Below are 18,027 nucleotides of genomic sequence, written 5' to 3' on the forward strand. Positions count from 1 at the left end.
CTCCCCTTTGGGGAGAGGGTTAGGGTGAGGGGTAAGGTTTTCTTTTTACTGATTCAACAGCGCCAGAATGTCCTTCGTTCGGGCTTCCATCAGCGCGGTATCGGCGCGGGACTCCACGTTCAGGCGCACCACCGGCTCGGTGTTGGAAGAGCGCAGGTTGAAGCGCCACTGCGGGAACGCCATGCTGATACCGTCGGTACGGTCAATCTCCAGCGCATGAATGGCAAAGTGCTGTTCGACGCGGGCGATGGCCTCGGCTGGCTGTGCCAGTTTGCTGTTGATCTCGCCGCTCGCCGGGAACGCCGCCATGCGGTCGCGTACCAGTTCGCCCAGGCTCTGCCCTTTCAGGCACAGCAGCTCGGTTACCAGCAGCCACGGGATCATCCCGCTGTCGCAGTAGGCAAAATCACGGAAATAGTGGTGGGCGCTCATCTCGCCGCCGTAGATGGCGTCTTCCTCGCGCATACGCTCTTTGATAAACGCGTGGCCGGTTTTGGACATCACCGGCTCGCCGCCCGCGGCCTTCACCACGTCGACGGTGTTCCAGGAGAGGCGCGGATCGTGAATGATTTTCGCCCCCGGGTTTTTCTCGAGGAACGCTTCCGCCAGCAGGCCAACGATATAGTAGCCTTCGATAAACTGCCCTTTCTCGTCGAACAGGAAGCAGCGGTCGAAATCGCCGTCAAAGGCGATACCCATATCGGCGCCGTGCTCAATCACCGCGTTGCGGGTGTCGTCGCGGCACTCCGGCAGCAGCGGGTTAGGAATACCGTTCGGGAAGTTTCCGTCAGGCGTGTTGTGCACTTTGACGAAGGTCACCGGCACGTTCAGCGCCTTAAAGCGGGCTTCAAGTGCATCGACAACCGGGCCTGCCGCGCCGTTGCCGGAGTTAATCACCAGCTTCAGCGGTTTGAGGTTCGCCACGTTGATGTAGCCCAGCAGGTGGTCGATGTACTCTTTTTGCAGGTTGATCTGCTTATAGCTGCCGCGCTTCGCTTCGTTCACCGGCGGGAAGTCGTTGGCCTCGGCCAAACGCTGCACGTCGCGCAGACCGGTGTCGCCGCTGATAGGACGCGCGCCCTTGCGCACCAGCTTCATGCCGTTGTAGTCCATCGGGTTATGGCTGGCCGTCACTTCGATACCGCCGTCCACGCCCAGGTGGAAGGTGGCAAAATAGATCTCTTCGGTACCGGAAAGGCCAATGTCCAGCACGTCGACGCCCGCGTCCTGTAGCCCTTTCGCCAGCGCCAGCTTCAGGGATTCGCTGGTGAGACGCACGTCGCCGCCCAGCACGATAGTTTGTGGTTTCAGGTATTCGCCGTACGCGCGGCCGATGCGCCACGCAATGTCTTCGTTCAGCTCTTCGCCCAGCTTGCCGCGAATATCGTAGGCTTTAAAACAGGTTAATTTTTCCATGATGACCCCTTTTTCAGGCAACAGTTGGCCCGCCCGTTAACAGGCTTAATTGTTTTTTATTCATTCGTAGGCCGGATAAGCGAAGCGCCATCCGGCGTTAAGACGGCGCTACACCCGCCCGTAGCGGTCCTGGAAGCGCACGATATCGTCCTCTTCCAGATACGAACCGGAACGCACCTCAATTAAGTCGAGTGGAATTTTCCCCGGGTTTTCCAGGCAGTGCGTGGCACCCAGCGGAATATAAATGGACTCGTTTTCACCGAGCAGCTTCACTTCACCGTTGATGGTCACTTTGGCGGTTCCCGCCACCACTACCCAGTGTTCGGCGCGGTGATGGTGCATCTGCACCGACAGCCCTTCACCCGGCTTCACGGTGATGCGTTTCACCTGGTAACGCTCGCCGGCGTCGATGGAGTCATATTTGCCCCACGGGCGGTAGACTTCGCGGTGAATATGGTGTTCGTGGCGGCCATCGGCCTTGATCTTCTCCACCACTTTTTTAACGTCCTGCACGGCATTACGGTCGGCAATCAGCACCGCGTCTTTGGTCTGCACGACCACCAGATCTTTCACCCCTACCGTGGTGACAAGGCCAGATTCGGCGTAGACGTAGCTGTTTTCCGTTTTGTGGCTGATCACATCACCGTGATGGACGTTACCCTCCGGGGTATGGGCGCTAATCTCCCACAGTGACGACCAGGAGCCAACGTCGCTCCAGCCCGCATCCATCGGCACCACTACCGCATCTGCCGTACGTTCCATCACCGCATAGTCAATGGACTCTTCCGGACAGGCGAGGAAGGCTTCTTCGTCCACGCGGATAAAATCGAGATCCGGATCCACCACCGCCATCGCTTTTTCGCAGGCATGTAAGATATCGGGGCGATATTTTTCCAGCTCTTCCAGGTAGCGACCGGCGCGGAACAGGAACATACCGCTGTTCCAGTAGTATTCACCGCTGGCCACGTAGGCCTGGGCGGTTTCCAGATTCGGTTTTTCGACAAACTGCGCCACGTCAAAGGCCACGCTGTCGCCTTCACCAGGCGTAACGCTGCCGCGGCGAATGTAGCCATAGCCGGTTTCCGGAAGATCCGGCACGATGCCGAAGGTCACCAGCTTGCCGTTCTCAGCGTAAGGAATCGCCGCGCGAACCGCGTCGCGGAAGGCGTCTTCCTGCTGAATAACGTGGTCAGCCGCCAGCACCAGCATCAGCGGGTCGCAGTCCGGGCTGCTGCGTTTTGCTGCCAGCGCCGCAAGAGCAATAGCAGGCGCGGTGTTGCGTCCGGCAGGCTCCAGAATGATATTTTCGGTCAGTTTATTCAGCTGGCGCAGTTGCTCGGCAACGATAAAGCGGTGCTGCTCGTTACAGATCACCACCGGGCTTTCACACTCCACGCCGTGCAGACGGTTAACCGTCGTTTGCAGCATGGTGAGGTCGCCCTTCAGACACAGAAATTGTTTTGGATAAAGCACGCGGGACAGTGGCCACAACCGGCTCCCGGATCCACCCGCCATTACGACCGGATACAAAGTGGTTTGACTCATGATTTATCCCCGTATATCTGCAATAAATTGGCTCAGCACGTTCTCTTTCTCGAGCGTGCGTTCGGCATATTCACGTGCCACCGTGTTCTCTTTTGGCATGGCGAGTGCCTGCTCAATTCCGGTCACCAGCGCAGGAACCGATTCTGGCTCTACGCAAACGGCAATGCCCGGGTAGCTGTTGCACAGCTGGCCTAATTCTGTTGCGGCTTCTGCCGTAATCACCGCATTTCCGCCCACTGCCAGAATGTTGGTCAGCTTGGACGGCAGCACCGCATCCGCCGCGCCGCGTTTTTGCACCACCAGATGGCAATCCGCCATTTTCAGCAGCGCGGGCAGCGCGTCATAAGACTGAAGCGGGAAGAAGCGGATGTTGGTCAGTCCGCGCTCGCTGGCCATTTTTTCCAGCCGCGCTTTACCGCCGCCCTGCCCGACTATCACGAACATCCACGGGTGTTCGCTCAGCTGAAGCGCGGCGTCAATCACGCTCTCCAGCCCCTGTTTTTCGCCGATGTTGCCTGAGTAAAGAATGATTTTTTGATCTTCAGGCAAACCGAGCTGCGCGCGTAACGCCTGCGCATCCTGGTCTGTCACATCGCGGAAACGCGCCACTTCGGACCAGTTCGGAAAGAAGATCACCTTCTCCGCCGGGACACCCTTCTCCTGCGCCTTGTTCATCATCGAGCGCGAGATGGTCGAGACGTAATCCACGTTGTGCAGGCCGCTGCGCTCAAAGGCGCTGGCGAGCTTCGCCACCTTGCCGCCCTTGCCTTTCCCGGCCATCCCCAGTCCGAGCATGGCGTCCACTTCATAATCCTGAATGTGCAGCAGGGTGCGCGCGCCGGAGAGTTTGCCCAGCAGGCGCATGCCTGGCGTGCAGAACAGGGTCGGCACCACGCCGATGATGCGATCCGGCTTCCAGCGACGTTGCGCCATCAGCGGGAAAAAACTGCTCAGGGCAAAGCTGCCCAGATGAATTAAACGTTTCAGCGTCGAGGGCTGTTTCGGCACGTAGAGCGGGCAGCGCCAGACGGTCGCAGCCCCCTCTTCGCGGCGGTAGCGCCAGCTGGAATAGCGTTCGCCTACCTTCCACTCCGGGTAATACGGCGGGGCGGTAATCACCCGCACGTCATGTCCCTGGCTCGCCATCCACTCGACCATCTCGCCGGTGTATTTCCCGATACCGGTAAGCTCCGGCGAGTAGTTAATTCCGTAGACGAGGATTTTCATAGGCCTGGCACCTCGGCCTGACGTTCCGCAAGGAAGTACGCCCGACTGTTGTCATGGACGTTGTCGCTTGCCAGCAGCGCCTCTGGCGTTAACCAGCGGTAATCGTCATGCTGAGAATCAGGCAGACGCAGGTCTGCCTCACTCACCTTCAGGCGGAACCCCAGCACGACATAGTGCGTGGTGAACCCGGTGCCCGAAAAGTTATCGTCATAGAAGTGCTGCCAGACCCCGTAAAACTGGCCCGCTGCCATCGGCAGTTGCAGGCCCAGTTCCGCCAGAGTGAGACGCTCAAACGCATCGCTTAGCGTCTCATCCTTCTGCACGCGCCCGCCGGGCACGAACCAGAAGCCCTGTGCAGGACGATTGGTTCGTTTCCCCAGCAAGAACTCGCCGCGTTCGTTCTCCACGATCAAATCAATTGAGATGAGCGGAGTGGAACGCACCACCGTGGCAAAATCTTCCTGACTTAAAAACATCATTACCCCCGGAAGCGGTGCTGGTTTTCCAGGAACCACTGGTAGGTGCTGGCCAGCCCCTGCTCCAGTGAGACCTCGTGATACCAGCCCAGCTGATGCAGACGGGTCACGTCCAGCAGCTTGCGCGGCGTGCCGTCCGGTTTGGTGGCATCAAACACCACGCGTCCTTTGTAGCCCACCACCTGCGCGATGGTCTGCGCCAGCTCGCGAATGGTGCAGTCCACGCCGGTCCCGACGTTAATGTGCGACAGCATCGGCTCGGTGTTTTCCTGCCACACCTCGCGATCCAGCTCCATGACGTGAATGCTGGCAGCCGCCATATCGTCCACGTGCAGGAACTCGCGCATTGGCGTACCGCTGCCCCACACCACCACGTCCGGGGCGTTTTCGGCAGTCGCCTCGTGGAAACGACGCAGCAGCGCCGGGATCACGTGCGAATTACTCGGGTGGAAGTTGTCGTGCGGTCCGTAGAGGTTGGTCGGCATCACCGAGCGATAGTCGCGGTTATACTGACGGTTGTACGATTCACACAGCTTGATCCCGGCAATTTTGGCAATCGCATACGGCTCGTTGGTGGCTTCCAGCGTCCCCTGCAGCAGTTCGCTCTCGGCGATCGGCTGCTTCGCCATTTTTGGGTAGATACAGGATGAACCGAGGAACAACAGCTTGTTCACGTTGTGCAGATGCGCCGCGTGAATGATGTTGCTCTCAATCATCATGTTCTCGTAGATGAAATCCGCCGGGTAGGTGTTGTTAGCGACAATGCCGCCCACCTTCGCCGCCGCCAGATACACCTGGTCGATACGTTCGCTGGCGAAGAAGTCCTGCACCGCTTTGCTGTCAAGCAGGTTCAGCTCGTCACGCGTGCGAACAATCACCTCAACGTCGCCGCGCTGTTCAAGCTGGCGGACAATCGCGGAACCCACCATTCCGCGATGACCGGCGACAAAAATACGTTGTTTTGTCATTCTCAGGACTCCAGCGCGATGGCAACCTCGTAGCCATGGGACTTGAGCAGGGAGTGTTTTTTCGCTGCTTCAAGATCTTTGGCCACCATCTCGGATACCATTTCTTGCAGGGTGGTTTCTGGTTTCCAGCCCAGCTTCTCGTGCGCTTTGGTTGGGTCGCCCAGCAGGGTTTCCACTTCAGCAGGACGGAAGTAACGCGGATCCACCTGAACAATCACGTCGCCTGGCTTCACGCCCGGTGCGTCGTGGCCGGTCACGGAAACAACGATACCCTTCTCTTCCACGCCGGTGCCTTCGAAGCGCAGCTTGATGCCCAGCTGTGCCGCAGCCATCTCAACGAACTGACGTACGGAGTACTGCACGCCGGTCGCGATCACGAAATCTTCTGGCTGTTCCTGCTGCAGCATCATCCACTGCATTTTCACGTAGTCTTTCGCATGGCCCCAGTCACGCAGGGAGTCCATGTTGCCGAGGTGCAGGCAGGATTCCAGACCCTGAGCGATGTTGGCGATAGCGCGGGTAATTTTACGGGTCACGAAGGTTTCGCCACGACGTGGGGATTCGTGGTTGAACAGAATGCCGTTACAGGCGTACATGCCGTAGGATTCACGGTAGTTCACAGTGATCCAATAAGCGTACAGTTTCGCTACCGCGTACGGAGAACGTGGGTAGAACGGCGTAGTCTCTTTCTGCGGAATTTCCTGCACCAGACCATACAGCTCAGAGGTAGATGCCTGATAGAAACGGGTTTTCTTCTCAAGACCCAGGAAGCGAATCGCTTCCAGCAGACGCAGCGTACCCATGGCGTCCACGTCAGCGGTGTATTCCGGGGATTCGAAGGAGACCGCAACGTGGCTCATCGCGCCCAGGTTGTAGACTTCATCCGGCTGTACTTCCTGCAGGATGCGGGTCAGGTTGGAGGTATCGGTCAGGTCGCCGTAGTGCAGGTGGAATTTCGGGTTCGCCGCGTGAGGATCCTGATAAATATGATCGACACGTTCGGTGTTAAATGAAGAGGCACGACGTTTAATACCGTGTACTTCATACCCTTTTTCCAGCAGTAACTCTGCCAGGTAAGAACCATCCTGCCCGGTAACGCCGGTGATGAGAGCGACTTTAGACATGTTTATATTCCTCTACTTATGAATTTAATCAGTTTCAACGCGTTCGCGTATCACCACTGCGGGGTTGCCACGGCAAATTTTATTTGCCGGTAGCGATTTAAAAACGCTGCTGCGGGCACCGACTACCGTGCCATCGCCAACAGAAACACCGGGTGCAACAAAGACGTCTGTTGCCAGCCAGCATTTTTCACCGATCACAACAGGCGAAGCGGTAATATCAAAATGCGGGCTCATAAAATCGTGGCTGCCGGTGCACAAATAACACTTCTGTGAAACCACCGAATTTGCGCCAATCGTAATCTCGCCAAGGGTATATAACACCGCGTCATCCCCAACCCAGGCGTAATCCCCAAGCGTTAATTTCCAGGGATAAGTAATTTTCACCGAAGGACGAATGACTACGTTTTTTCCTATTTTTGCGCCAAACAGACGCAGTAAAAATGCGCGCCAGCGGTACAGTATTTGCGGCGACCAGGCAAATAACGTTGCCTGTACAGCCCACCACAGTTGAACTTTAATACCGCTCCCGCCCCGAAAACCTTTCGGCACGGAGAATCCATTTAATTCCTGCATTACGTTTCCTTATATCTCAGGCTTTGTTATATAAGGCTTTCGCTTTACCCGTCGTTTTCAGACGTAAGAAATAAGATAATTCCGCCCAGAACCCCGGTACGCGTAATATTTTACGCTGCACGTTTTTGGCATCCTGGCACAATTCCAGATTATTCGAGGTTGACACGCCGCCCATTGAAAATTCGGATACCAGTCCTTTAATTCGACGGAACGGGTAGCCAGATTTGTACAGGCTGGCGGCCAGGGCATAATCTGATGACACTTTATATTGCAAATCATAAGGCTGCTTTTTCAGGCCACTCATCGGGAAGAAAATAGCCTGATGGCTTGCCGGCAAGCTGTGGTAGATATACCAGCCTGGTTTCGCGCCGCGCAGCACTTTTTTCCCCTCGCCGAAATCAAGCAGCGCATCACCGATAAACATGGCATCTTCTTTCTGGCGCGCCAGCTGGCGTGCAAACAGCGCCACATCTTCATGGAACACGTCGCCGGAATTGAGGAAGATGGCGTAGCGCCCCTGCGCCATGTTGATGCCTTTATTCATGGCATCGTAAATGCCTTTATCTTTCTCGCTGATGTAACGTAAGTTGAACTCACCGTTAAGTTTTTCCAGGAACTCCGCCGTGCCGTCGTTCGAGCCGCCATCGACCACGATCCACTCAAAGGTGAGGCTCGGATCGCGCGCCAGGTTGCGCAGCGAGCGCCAGGTTTTTACCACCCCTTCGTGGTTACGAAAGGCGACAGTAATGACGCTAAGAAACATAAATCACCTCATTTCGTCATACGCTCGTAATATTCAACGCTTTGCGCAAAATAAACGGACATACAATTAAGAATGCATATTCCGGGCTAAATATTGACCCGGTAAAAAACAACGACACCGGTGTGAACAGATAAAGTTGCACGCGAAAGTTCTGGTTATCACCAAACGCGTTAATCATCATTTTGAAAACTTTAAACAGATACCACAGTGTCAACAGTACGGCGAACCAGGAAAAATAGATAATTAACAGATACAGACCATTGTCTATGGTTTTACCGACATCCGCACCGTTAAAGATTCCGAATGATGCAACATATTCGTAAAGTGAGCCGAATCTTACTACGCCATCAATATGGGTTAAGGAATAACCCACCATCACCAGTGGACCAATGATGCGATAATAGGACGACGAACCTTCCGTTCCCAAATCACCCAGACGTTCAGAAATGTACGGGAAGGCGAATATTACGCCCACTAAAAATACCGTCAGAGAAATGATCGCCAGCGGCAGTTTTTTCTTAATCGCCTCTTTGTTCAGGTACTGGAACGCCCACTCAAGCAGGTAAAACAGAATAAACGTCATTACCCCTGAGAACGACCCTGACAGAACGATTCCTGCAAGAATCATAGCATCGGTCTTGGGGGTTTTGATACCGAACTGTTTGATGCTGAGCCAAATTGAGATTAATGCCAGAGCAAAAAACGCCGGTTCAAAATAGAGCGCAGTGGTACGCTTGCCACCAAACTTGATGAAGTTCAGTACATAGCTGTTACTGTATATAAGATATTTCGAAATTATTTCCATCAGGCTACTGCCGCCTGTGAGAATAATTTGCGCCATCTCCAATGCCGCAAGCATAACAATCAGCCCGACGACAATATAAAAGAACCTGAGGATTTTCCTATAATTGTGCGGAGAGATAGTTTTAAAACGAATACTCCACACCATGCCAATAATGATAACGATATAAACAAACAGCATGGTGGAGGTGACATATTTGCTGGCGTCCAGCGACTGACCAAAGATGTAGTTAAACGCCGTCAGACCAAACCCGATCCCCAGCGCAATCATCAGCTTTTTGAGGTTAAGCTTGTCAACGTATAGCAACAGCAGAACCGGCAGGAAGGTGACGATGGTGATTGGGAAGCTTTCACCGAGCTGGGCAATCTTGACGTTGACCAGCAGGTAGATCAGCGGCAGCAGCAGATAACTACAGATTCTGATAGAACGAGACATACTCCTCCAGCATCTGTTGTCCACTGTACGCTTTGCGGCTGCGGTTGCGGAACGATTCCAGGTCCGTGCCAAAAACAGCCTGCGCGATATCGGCCTTCGACAGCTGCACCAGCGGCAGCACCTCGTTCTCACTGAAGGTTTTACCGCCCGATTTCTCCAGCACTTCGCGCGCCGCGTCGCTGTGGGTGGCAATCACCGGCACGCCAATGGAGAGCGCTTCGCACAGGATCAGCGGGTAGTTGTCCACGCGGGAGCTGAACACCAGCGCGTCCATACCGTTGAGCGCGCTCATCAGTTTGCGCTTGTCGGTTTCAAACCCGTGATTCACCACGTTAGCGCCTTCGAACGGCGAGAATTTGCCGAAGGTATGCAGCTCAATTTTGTCGCCGAGCGCCATCATGTCGCGCACCAGCTGTTGGTTGGTTTTGCCGTCGTAGCGCAGGTCATGGGCGACGACAGCAATTTTCGGCTTGCCGGTGGTAATGGCTACGGGCGTCAGTTCGGCCAGGATCTCTTCCGTCGCCACATCAATACCGTTGTTGATAATCTGGCAGCGCCCTGCTCCGTACAGGCTATTAAAAGCATCTGCCACGTGCTGGCTTGGAGAGATAAAGGTGCAGCCGAGCGAGAGCATGTCGCGGAACAGCTGACGCTTGCCCTCAACCAGCTGATGCGCGCGATCGACCTTCACCGGCGGATAGTTGCTGAGCGTAGGGCATTTCTGGCAGTTATCTTTCCAGCCTTCGCAGCCGTCGGTAAAGGCGCAGCGTCCGGTCACGCTCCAGTGGTCGTGTAGCGTCCAGACGAAACGGGTGTCCGGCTTGTGCGCCTTCACTTTGCCACAAAACGCTACCACCTCTTCCAGATTCAGCCAGTAGCTGTGTAGCACGTGGAAGTGCAGCACAACCGGCCCGCGGGTGCGGGTGACGGTGCGGTAGAGATTATTCAGGTTGCCGAACAGGTCGCGGTTAAACAGGCGGAACAGCGCAATATTGGCGATGGAGGTCAGACGTGGCGTCTGCTTCAACACCTGCGGATAGTTATCATGGCTGACGCTTTTCTTGCCGCCCTTGCCGTAACCGTAAACAAAGCGCGACTGTAATCCTTTTTGCAGCGCGCGCTGGTGCAGATCCAGCGCTACGCCTGCCGCCCCGCCCTCTGCGAGGCGTACGTTAAATTGCAGAATGTTCATTTAATCACCTTCACGCGGGCTTTCTCGCCCACCACCAGCGCATTGTCCGGAATGCTGTCCAGCACCACGCTGCCTGCGCCAACCGTCACGTTATTGCCCACGGTAATCTCCCCGATCATCACCACGTTGGCGCCCAACTCGACGTTATTGCCAATCACCGGGCAGGCCAGGCTGTCTGGCCCACGGTTGCCGATTGTCACCCCGTGGCGAATGGTGAAATCATCACCCGCGACGACGAACTTGTTGATGACGACCGCATAGCCGTGATGAATGGTAAAGCGGCGGCCAATGGTGGCAGCGGCCTGAATTTCATAGCCAAAAAAGCATTCGGTGATGATGCGGTACAGCACCAGCACCGGCGCGGCCCAGATATTGTTCAGCACATTTTTTTTGCGCCACACCGAGCAAAAGTGCGCAATACGGTAGGCCAGAACCATGCAGCACGGGCGCAGGCTCCAGCTGTTAGCACGGCAATCTTCCAGAAACATTATTTCCCCCGAAGCCCGTCAGCCAGACGCTTGCCGTTACGCACCGACAGCAGCGTCAGCAGCGTGCGCCAGTTCATGCGCTTATTGCGGATCTGATAGAGGGTAAAGAGCTGATACTTCCGACTGGCACGGTCAAACTTGTCCTTGTGCTTGCGGTAAAAATGGAAGTAGCCCGAGAATTTTTTCGGTGACGAGGTGATCTGCATCTCCCCGTGGTTGATGTGCAGGATCTGCGTGGCCTCTTCCACCTTCCACGGCTCGCCGTACTCCACCACCATCCGCAGGAAAATGTCGTAATCCTGTGCGGCCTTCAGCTCGGTATCGAACAGACACTCCTTAAAGCGCCAGGCCCAGGTAAACACCTGGTTGCCGATAATGTTGCGCTTGTAGAACAGGCGGCGGGAATACGGTGATTTCGGATACAGCGGCAGGCTGGCCGGCTGCGAATAGACCTCGCCCTGACAGACATAGTCGTTGGCATACAGAAACGCGTGGGTCACCAGCTGCGCTTTGTGCGACAGGAAGATCGACAGACGGTTTGGTGTCCATTCGTCATCATCGTCGATACCGGTCAGATACTGCCCTTTCGCCTGCATAATCGCCTGATTGCGCACCGCGCACGCCCCGGAGTTGATGGCGTTATGCGTGTACACCACGCGCGGGTCGTTCAGGTCTTCGACAAACTTTTGCAGCTGTTCGTAAGAGGAGGAACAGTCATCCACGATAATCAGTTCCCAGTTATCGTAATCCTGACGCAGGACCGATTTAATCGCGCGGATCGCCAGCTGCTGACGATTCCATGTCGGCATATAGATAGAAATCAAAGGGCGTTGTGTGCTCATGTATTCCTCCTGCCCCTCACCCCGGCCCTCTCCCCGGAGGGGAGAGGGTGAAAGACCGCACCAGGCAGTCCCCTCTCCCCTCAGGGGAGAGGGTTAGGGTGAGGGGTGTGGGGTGTGTTTTGTTATTTAGAGTCAGACTTGTATTCGTACTCGTAGTAGCCGTAATCCTGATAACCCGTCGCACGGCGGAAGATGGAGTTCAGAATGACCCCTTTCACCTCAATACCGTTCTGCTCAAAGCGGCTCAGGCTGGTTTCCACTTCCTTCAGGGTGTTCACCGCATAGCGTGCAACCATCAGCGTGGTGCCCGCATGACGCCCTACCACGGCGGCGTCGGTGACCGCCAGAATTGGTGGGGTATCGATCAGCACCAGGTCATAGTTTTTGCTTGCCCACTCGATCAGCTGCGTGAAGCGCTCGCTCATCAGCAGTTCAGACGGGTTCGGCGGTACCTGGCCACGCGGGATCAGGTCAAATTTCGGAATCGAGGTCGGCTTGGCGCTCTCGCTGATCTCCCCTTTACCCAGCAGGATTTCCGACAGGCCGTTAACGTTGTTGGTGCCCAGCAGCTCATGGGTGTAGCCCTTACGCATGTCGCAGTCGATCAGCAGCACGCGCTTGTTGGTCTGGCTCACCACCGCCGCCAGGTTGGCACAAACGAAGGTCTTACCAATTGACGGGCTGACACCGGTCATCATCAGGACGTTGTTTTTGGCCTGCATCATGGCGAAGTGGAGGCTGGTACGCAGGCTACGCACCGCTTCAATCGCCAGGTCGGTCGGGTTACCCACGGCCAGCAGCTGGCTCTGTTTGTAACGCTTGACGCCCTTAACGGTTTTGACGCTGTCACGGGACTTCTGCCACTCCGAAAGCGGGATGCTGGCGTACACGCTGATCCCGTTCTCTTCCAGCACCTGCGGGCTTTCGATACCGCGGTTGAACAGCGAGCGCAGCAGCACGCCGACGATAGAGAGCATCAGGCCGAGAATAATGCTGCCGAGGATAATCAGCGCTTTCTTCGGCTTCAGCACGCCCGGCTGGGTAATCGCCGGGTCAACGATACGCACGTCGCCCACGGTGCTGGCTTCGGTGATTTTCAGCTCCTGCTGCTTGTTCAGCAGTTGCATGTAAACCTGCTGGCCGGATTCCACATCACGCGTCAGGCGTACGATTTCCTGCTGCGTCTTCGGCATCGCGGTCACGCGGTCATTCAGCTTCGCCTTCTCTTCTTCCAGGGTACGACGTTTCTCGAGCAGCGTGCGGTACGCCGGGTGACGTTTGGTATAGAGCTTGGAAATTTCCGCCTCTTTAAAGGTCAGCTCGTTTAGCTGCGCATCAATATTGACCATGGAGTCGAGAACCGATTTCGCCTCCAGCGGCAGGTCGACGGAGTCTTTATCCTGACGGTATGCGTTCAGCTTGTTCTCGGCGTCATCCAGACGGGCGCGCACCTCCGGCAGCTGTTTACTGAGGAACGCGAGGCTTTTAGCGGCTTCCGCTGACTTGCGCTCAACATTCTGCTCAAGGTAGTTACGGGTGATGCTGTTCAGGATGTCGCGGATTTGATCCTTGTCTTCACCGGTGAAGGTCATGCTCAGGACGCCGGTGTCCTTGCCGTTTTCGGTGACGGTCAGGTTGTTTTGCAGATTGTTGATCATCCCGAGCGTCGAGAATTTGGTGACCGTAAACTCACCGCCCTCGTGCGCCTGGATGGCACCAACCCTGATGCTCACGCCATCTTTGGTCAGCATCTGCCCCACTTCGCCGCGCGCGCTGAAGCCTGCGTCGCTGGTCAGCTGATACTGTTTTGGTCCCAGCACGGTCAGGGTAAAGGTTTGGTCCCCTGCCCCTTTTGGAATCACGAAGTCGGTCACTTTTACCGTATCGTTACTGCGCCCCATCAGGCGATCCCAGCCTGCGCCAAACACCGGGAAGGTGTTTTTGGTGACCGCGATATCCAGCCCCAGATCGTGAACCGTTTTGCCCAATACCAGGCGCGACTGGATCAGCTGAATTTCAGCCTCCGATGCCGGCGGCTTGTTGGCCAGCGCAGAGCCGATATCCTGAACCAGCGAGTTTCCGGTATTTTGTTCGATCTGCACCAGCGCGTCGGCGCTGTAAATAGGCGTCGCGAACAGCGTATAAACGATCGCCGCCACGGCAAAGATGGCGGTTATACCCAGCACCCACCATTTCGCTTCAATAACGGTCCCGACCAGGCGACCGATATCGATTTCATCACTGCCCGACGTCGGGGCGGCAGAAGGTCTTGTTTTTTCTGTCATTGTTATCCCTGCTGAGCTTTCAGTGCCTGCGCCCACTGGCGGGCAGACTGGTCTAGTAAGGTGTATACCGCCTCAAAGGCCTCGCGGCTCTTGCGATACGGATCGGGAATTTCGCGCTCACCATCCCAGTGACCAAACAGCATCACCTTGCCGCGCATCTCCGGTGCGATATCGCACAGCGCGTGAATGTGGCGTTTTTCCATCGCGAGGATCAGGTCATATTCCCGGCACATTCGGCCAGAGACCTGACGGGCAACGTGCCCGTCGAGTGAGAGGTTATGCTCAAGGGCGACGCTTGCGGCACGTTCGTCGGCACCTTTTCCGACCAGCGCGCCCAGCCCTGCGGAGTCGACCGTTAACGCAGGCTGGTAATTTTTCAACAGCCTTTCAGCCGTGGGGGAACGGCAAATGTTCCCCACACACACCACCAGAATTTTGTTAAACATCGCGGCTTACCAGGTATGAATGTCGCTCGCCGTATCCGTCATGTAGCGAACGCCACTGATGGTAGGCAGCAACTGGTTGATCAGACGGTTCCAGCGGGCAACCGGCGCGGTGGTGACATAGACCACATCGTATGGCTGGAGACGGAACGACGTTGCCATGACCAGCGACGTCGCGTCGGACATGTCCAGCTGGTAGATGTTGGCAATCTTGCCTTTCGCGTTTTCGCCTTTGATTGGACGGATCACAAAGATGCCGCTGGCGTTGGAGGCGGTCAGATCGATACCTTCCGCGTTGCCCAGGGCTTCGGTCAGGGTCATACCGCTGAAGTCCATCTTGAGGGTGCTCTGTTTCTTCACTTCACCCATCACGAACACTTTCAGATCGTCGTTGCGCGGCACGTAAAGAATATCGCCCGGATAGAGGAGACGGTTCTGGGTCAGGTCACCGTTTTGCATCAGCGCCTGAAGCGAAATGCGCTGCTCTTTGCCGTTGTGGGTCAGCACCACGTTGCGCCAGTCAGCACCGTCGGTTAAGCCGCCTGCGGCATTGATCGCATCAAGAACGGTGAGCGGGACGTTGGTGATAGCCTGCTGGCCGGATTTGTTGACCTGGCCTGAGATATAGGCTTTCTGGGATCGGAACGCGGCGATATTAACATCCACCTGCGGGTCAGCAATGTACTGCGCCAGGCGGCCGGTAATATCACTACGGATCTCAGCAAGCGTTTTGCCCGCGACGTGCACTTTGCCAATGTAGGGATAGAACATGGTGCCATCGGACTGTACCCAGTTACCGGTGTCGCTTGAGCTACGGTACTGGCCCGCAGGTGTGGTCAGTTCCGGGTGATCCCAGACGGTCACGTTAATGACGTCACCCGGACCAACGCGATACTGGTAAGAGGCAATTTCCTGGTCCAGAGACATATTTGGCTGAGCAACATTCGGACGTGGGCGTAATTGTTCTACCAGACGTGGGGTTAATGGGTAAACATTCACCATTTTGTCGAGATCAAAATCAGCATCCTGCTGTTTAATCACATCCTTGCCCATTGTTGACATATTGCTGCCGGGAAAGACCGTGCAACCACTCATCAAGGTCACAGACACCAATAATGGCATCAATTTCATTTTGGATTTCATCATTGATTATTTATCACTTTGGCAGAGTAATTATCCTGTGCAATTAAAATAAGCGCGGGTCGTGGTGACAATCAGAATGCAGTTAATCATTTAGCAATATAACTGGCATCAGTCCTAAAAAAAGCTTATTCATCCATTGGCTATTGACAGAATAATTGAGGCTGATTCACACGCTTTCAGGCACGCTACCGCCCTTGGCTTTCAGTTACCAATCCACTGACTAAACAATGCGTTATGGTTAGACACCCTCTTGGATCAGGCCTTTTGAGAAATATATCCGCCACCTTAAACGGGTGATTGATAATGTATAACCTTCACCAAAGACTGAAACAAAAATAGCAACAAGGAGATTTAACATTTGATGCTGGAAGAATTGTTGCAGCTAACCTAATAGCAGGCAAGGAGACAACCGTCCTAATATTCGTTTTTAAGATTAATATTAAGAGCAAAGTTTTGAGGTTTTCGGATTTTCTTTATATTGACAAAATAGAGCGCCAGACCATTTATTGCGATATATCCTAAATATCGTCTTTTGTAATTAAATCTTCGCATTTAACTTATTTACACAGCCCCGCAAATGGGTTTTACCTGATTGTAGCATTAAGAGAAATCTCACCCCGGCATTGCAATTTCCGTCTGCTTTATCCATGATCGAAGTGTGACATTAGTCATATAACAGAAGGTATTGCATTTACTATGGAATGGATTGCCGATCCATCAATCTGGGCCGGGCTGGTGACGCTGGTCGTCATCGAATTAGTGCTCGGCATTGATAACCTGGTGTTTATCGCCATCCTTGCCGATAAATTACCCCCTTCACAACGCGACCGCGCCCGCGTGACGGGTCTTCTGCTCGCCATGGTGATGCGTCTGCTGTTACTGGCCTCAATATCATGGCTGGTTACGCTCACCAAACCCTTATTCAGCGTGCAGGGTCTGAGCTTTAGCGCCCGCGACCTGATCATGCTTTTCGGCGGCTTGTTCCTGCTGTTCAAAGCCACGGTTGAGCTTAATGAGCGGCTGGAAGGAAAAGACAGTGAAAACCCCACCCAGCGGCGCGGCGCTAAATTCTGGCCAGTGGTCGCGCAGATAGTGGTGCTGGATGCCGTCTTTTCTCTCGACTCCGTGATTACTGCCGTCGGGATGGTTGACCATCTGGCGGTGATGATGGCCGCCGTGATCATTGCCATCACCCTGATGGTGCTCGCCAGTAAAGCCCTGACGCGCTTCGTGAACAGTCACCCGACTATCGTCATTCTCTGTCTGAGCTTCCTGCTGATGATTGGCTTTAGCCTGGTGGCGGATGGTTTTGGCTTCCATATCCCGAAAGGATATCTGTATGCCGCCATTGGTTTCTCGGTGCTTATTGAGTTTCTTAACCAGCTGGCCATTTTCAACCGCCGCCGTTTTCTTTCCGCGAACCAGACATTACGACAGCGCACCGCAGATACGGTGATGCGCCTGCTGAGCGGCAAAAAAGAGGATGCCGAGCTGGATGCTGAATCCGCTGCGATGCTAGCCGACCACAGCGACGGGCAGATCTTCAACCCGCAGGAACGCCGGATGATAGAGCGCGTGCTTAACCTCAACCAGCGCTCGGTCAGCAGTATCATGACCTCCCGCCACGACATTGAGCATATTGACCTGACGGCACCGGAAGAGCAGATCCGTGCCCTGCTGGATAAAAACCAGCACACCCGCGTGGTGGTGACCGGCGGAGAAGAGGAAGAAGAGCTGCTGGGCGTGGTACACGTGATTGACCTGCTGCAACAGCAGCTTCACGGTGAGCCGCTCAACCTGCGCGCGCTGGTGCGCCAGCCGCTGGTCTTCCCGGAAGCGCTGCCGCTGCTCTCGGCGCTGGAGCAGTTCCGCAACGCGCGTACCCACTTCGCGTTTGTCGTTGATGAGTTTGGTTCTGTGGAAGGGCTGGTGACGCTCAGCGACGTGATGGAAACCATCGCCGGTAATTTGCCTAATGAGGTGGATGAGATCGATGCACGCCACGATATTCAGAAAAACGCAGACGGCAGCTGGACCGCCAACGGCCATATGCCGCTCGAAGATCTGGTGCAGTTCGTTCCGCTTCCGCTGGACGAGAAGCGCGAATACCACACCATCGCCGGTTTGCTGATGGAATATCTGCAACGTATTCCGCAGCCGGGCGAAGAGGTCCAGGTGGGGGATTACATGATCAAAACCTTGCAGGTAGAGAGCCATCGCGTGCAGAAGGTGCAGCTGATACCGCTGCGCGGTGAAGATGAGATGGATTTTGAGGTGTAAAAAAGCCGGGTGGCGCTTCGCTTAC

The 18,027-nt window shown here is 55.2% G+C and carries 16 protein-coding genes; 1 reads left to right on the forward strand and 15 read right to left on the reverse strand.

The annotated features are described in order from the left end of the window. Nucleotides 1–45: 45 nt before the first annotated feature. The 15 genes from cpsG to ACNQ0T_RS06510 all read right to left on the reverse strand — a co-directional run bounded on the left by cpsG (nucleotide 46) and on the right by ACNQ0T_RS06510 (nucleotide 15,725). The gene (cpsG, locus tag ACNQ0T_RS06440; RefSeq protein ID WP_022648631.1) at nucleotides 46–1,416 is read right to left on the reverse strand and encodes a colanic acid biosynthesis phosphomannomutase CpsG; all 1,371 of its coding nucleotides are present in this window, start codon (nucleotides 1,414–1,416) and stop codon (nucleotides 46–48) included. Nucleotides 1,417–1,524: 108 nt separating this feature from the next. Next, nucleotides 1,525–2,961, reverse strand: coding sequence for a mannose-1-phosphate guanyltransferase (gene cpsB, locus ACNQ0T_RS06445; RefSeq protein ID WP_063137677.1), 1,437 nt, complete (start codon nucleotides 2,959–2,961; stop codon nucleotides 1,525–1,527). Nucleotides 2,962–2,964: 3 nt separating this feature from the next. Further along, complete coding sequence (wcaI, locus tag ACNQ0T_RS06450; protein ID WP_022648633.1) at nucleotides 2,965–4,188, reverse strand: colanic acid biosynthesis fucosyltransferase WcaI; 1,224 nt, start codon at nucleotides 4,186–4,188, stop codon at nucleotides 2,965–2,967. Further along, nucleotides 4,185–4,664 carry a GDP-mannose mannosyl hydrolase gene (locus ACNQ0T_RS06455; RefSeq protein WP_072201098.1) on the reverse strand — a complete coding sequence of 160 codons (480 nt, stop codon included), beginning with the start codon at nucleotides 4,662–4,664 and terminating at the stop codon, nucleotides 4,185–4,187. Before ACNQ0T_RS06455 ends, wcaI begins: the two co-directional genes overlap by 4 nt. Before the next feature lie 2 nt (nucleotides 4,665–4,666). After that, nucleotides 4,667–5,632: a GDP-L-fucose synthase gene (fcl, locus tag ACNQ0T_RS06460; RefSeq protein WP_015572377.1), complete on the reverse strand. Its 966-nt coding sequence runs from the start codon at nucleotides 5,630–5,632 to the stop codon at nucleotides 4,667–4,669. Nucleotides 5,633–5,634: 2 nt separating this feature from the next. Then, a complete protein-coding gene (gmd, locus tag ACNQ0T_RS06465; RefSeq protein WP_003863514.1) occupies nucleotides 5,635–6,756 on the reverse strand; it encodes a GDP-mannose 4,6-dehydratase in 1,122 nt (373 codons plus the stop codon). 24 nt (nucleotides 6,757–6,780) lie between these two features. After that, nucleotides 6,781–7,329, reverse strand: coding sequence for a colanic acid biosynthesis acetyltransferase WcaF (wcaF, locus tag ACNQ0T_RS06470; RefSeq protein ID WP_003863512.1), 549 nt, complete (start codon nucleotides 7,327–7,329; stop codon nucleotides 6,781–6,783). 16 nt (nucleotides 7,330–7,345) lie between these two features. Continuing rightward, nucleotides 7,346–8,092: a colanic acid biosynthesis glycosyltransferase WcaE gene (gene wcaE / locus ACNQ0T_RS06475; RefSeq protein WP_023300546.1), complete on the reverse strand. Its 747-nt coding sequence runs from the start codon at nucleotides 8,090–8,092 to the stop codon at nucleotides 7,346–7,348. Nucleotides 8,093–8,108: 16 nt separating this feature from the next. Then, a complete protein-coding gene (gene wcaD / locus ACNQ0T_RS06480) occupies nucleotides 8,109–9,329 on the reverse strand; it encodes a colanic acid polymerase WcaD (RefSeq protein ID WP_022648637.1) in 1,221 nt (406 codons plus the stop codon). Then, nucleotides 9,304–10,521 carry a colanic acid biosynthesis glycosyltransferase WcaC gene (wcaC, locus tag ACNQ0T_RS06485; protein WP_023300547.1) on the reverse strand — a complete coding sequence of 406 codons (1,218 nt, stop codon included), beginning with the start codon at nucleotides 10,519–10,521 and terminating at the stop codon, nucleotides 9,304–9,306. Before wcaC ends, wcaD begins: the two co-directional genes overlap by 26 nt. Next, on the reverse strand, nucleotides 10,518–11,009 hold the full coding sequence (wcaB, locus tag ACNQ0T_RS06490) for a colanic acid biosynthesis acetyltransferase WcaB (protein ID WP_023300548.1): 492 nt from the start codon (nucleotides 11,007–11,009) through the stop codon (nucleotides 10,518–10,520). Before wcaB ends, wcaC begins: the two co-directional genes overlap by 4 nt. Beyond that, on the reverse strand, nucleotides 11,009–11,851 hold the full coding sequence (gene wcaA / locus ACNQ0T_RS06495; protein WP_006811246.1) for a colanic acid biosynthesis glycosyltransferase WcaA: 843 nt from the start codon (nucleotides 11,849–11,851) through the stop codon (nucleotides 11,009–11,011). Before wcaA ends, wcaB begins: the two co-directional genes overlap by 1 nt. 122 nt (nucleotides 11,852–11,973) lie before the next feature. Continuing rightward, nucleotides 11,974–14,136: a tyrosine-protein kinase Wzc gene (wzc, locus tag ACNQ0T_RS06500; protein WP_022648640.1), complete on the reverse strand. Its 2,163-nt coding sequence runs from the start codon at nucleotides 14,134–14,136 to the stop codon at nucleotides 11,974–11,976. Nucleotides 14,137–14,138: 2 nt separating this feature from the next. Then, entirely contained in the window at nucleotides 14,139–14,582 is a 444-nt protein-coding gene (gene wzb, locus ACNQ0T_RS06505) for a low molecular weight protein-tyrosine-phosphatase Wzb (RefSeq protein WP_003862078.1), read from the reverse strand. 6 nt (nucleotides 14,583–14,588) lie between these two features. Then, the gene (locus tag ACNQ0T_RS06510) at nucleotides 14,589–15,725 is read right to left on the reverse strand and encodes a polysaccharide export protein (RefSeq protein ID WP_022648641.1); all 1,137 of its coding nucleotides are present in this window, start codon (nucleotides 15,723–15,725) and stop codon (nucleotides 14,589–14,591) included. A 693-nt stretch (nucleotides 15,726–16,418) separates the two neighbouring features. Here ACNQ0T_RS06510 and ACNQ0T_RS06515 point away from each other — a divergent pair. Next, the gene (locus ACNQ0T_RS06515; RefSeq protein ID WP_015572372.1) at nucleotides 16,419–18,002 is read left to right on the forward strand and encodes a TerC family protein; all 1,584 of its coding nucleotides are present in this window, start codon (nucleotides 16,419–16,421) and stop codon (nucleotides 18,000–18,002) included. Nucleotides 18,003–18,027 lie beyond the last annotated feature (25 nt).

The sequence above is a fragment of the Enterobacter cloacae complex sp.6700776 genome (assembly GCF_048284255.1).
In the GTDB taxonomy this organism is placed as follows: Bacteria; Pseudomonadota; Gammaproteobacteria; order Enterobacterales; family Enterobacteriaceae; genus Enterobacter; species Enterobacter intestinihominis.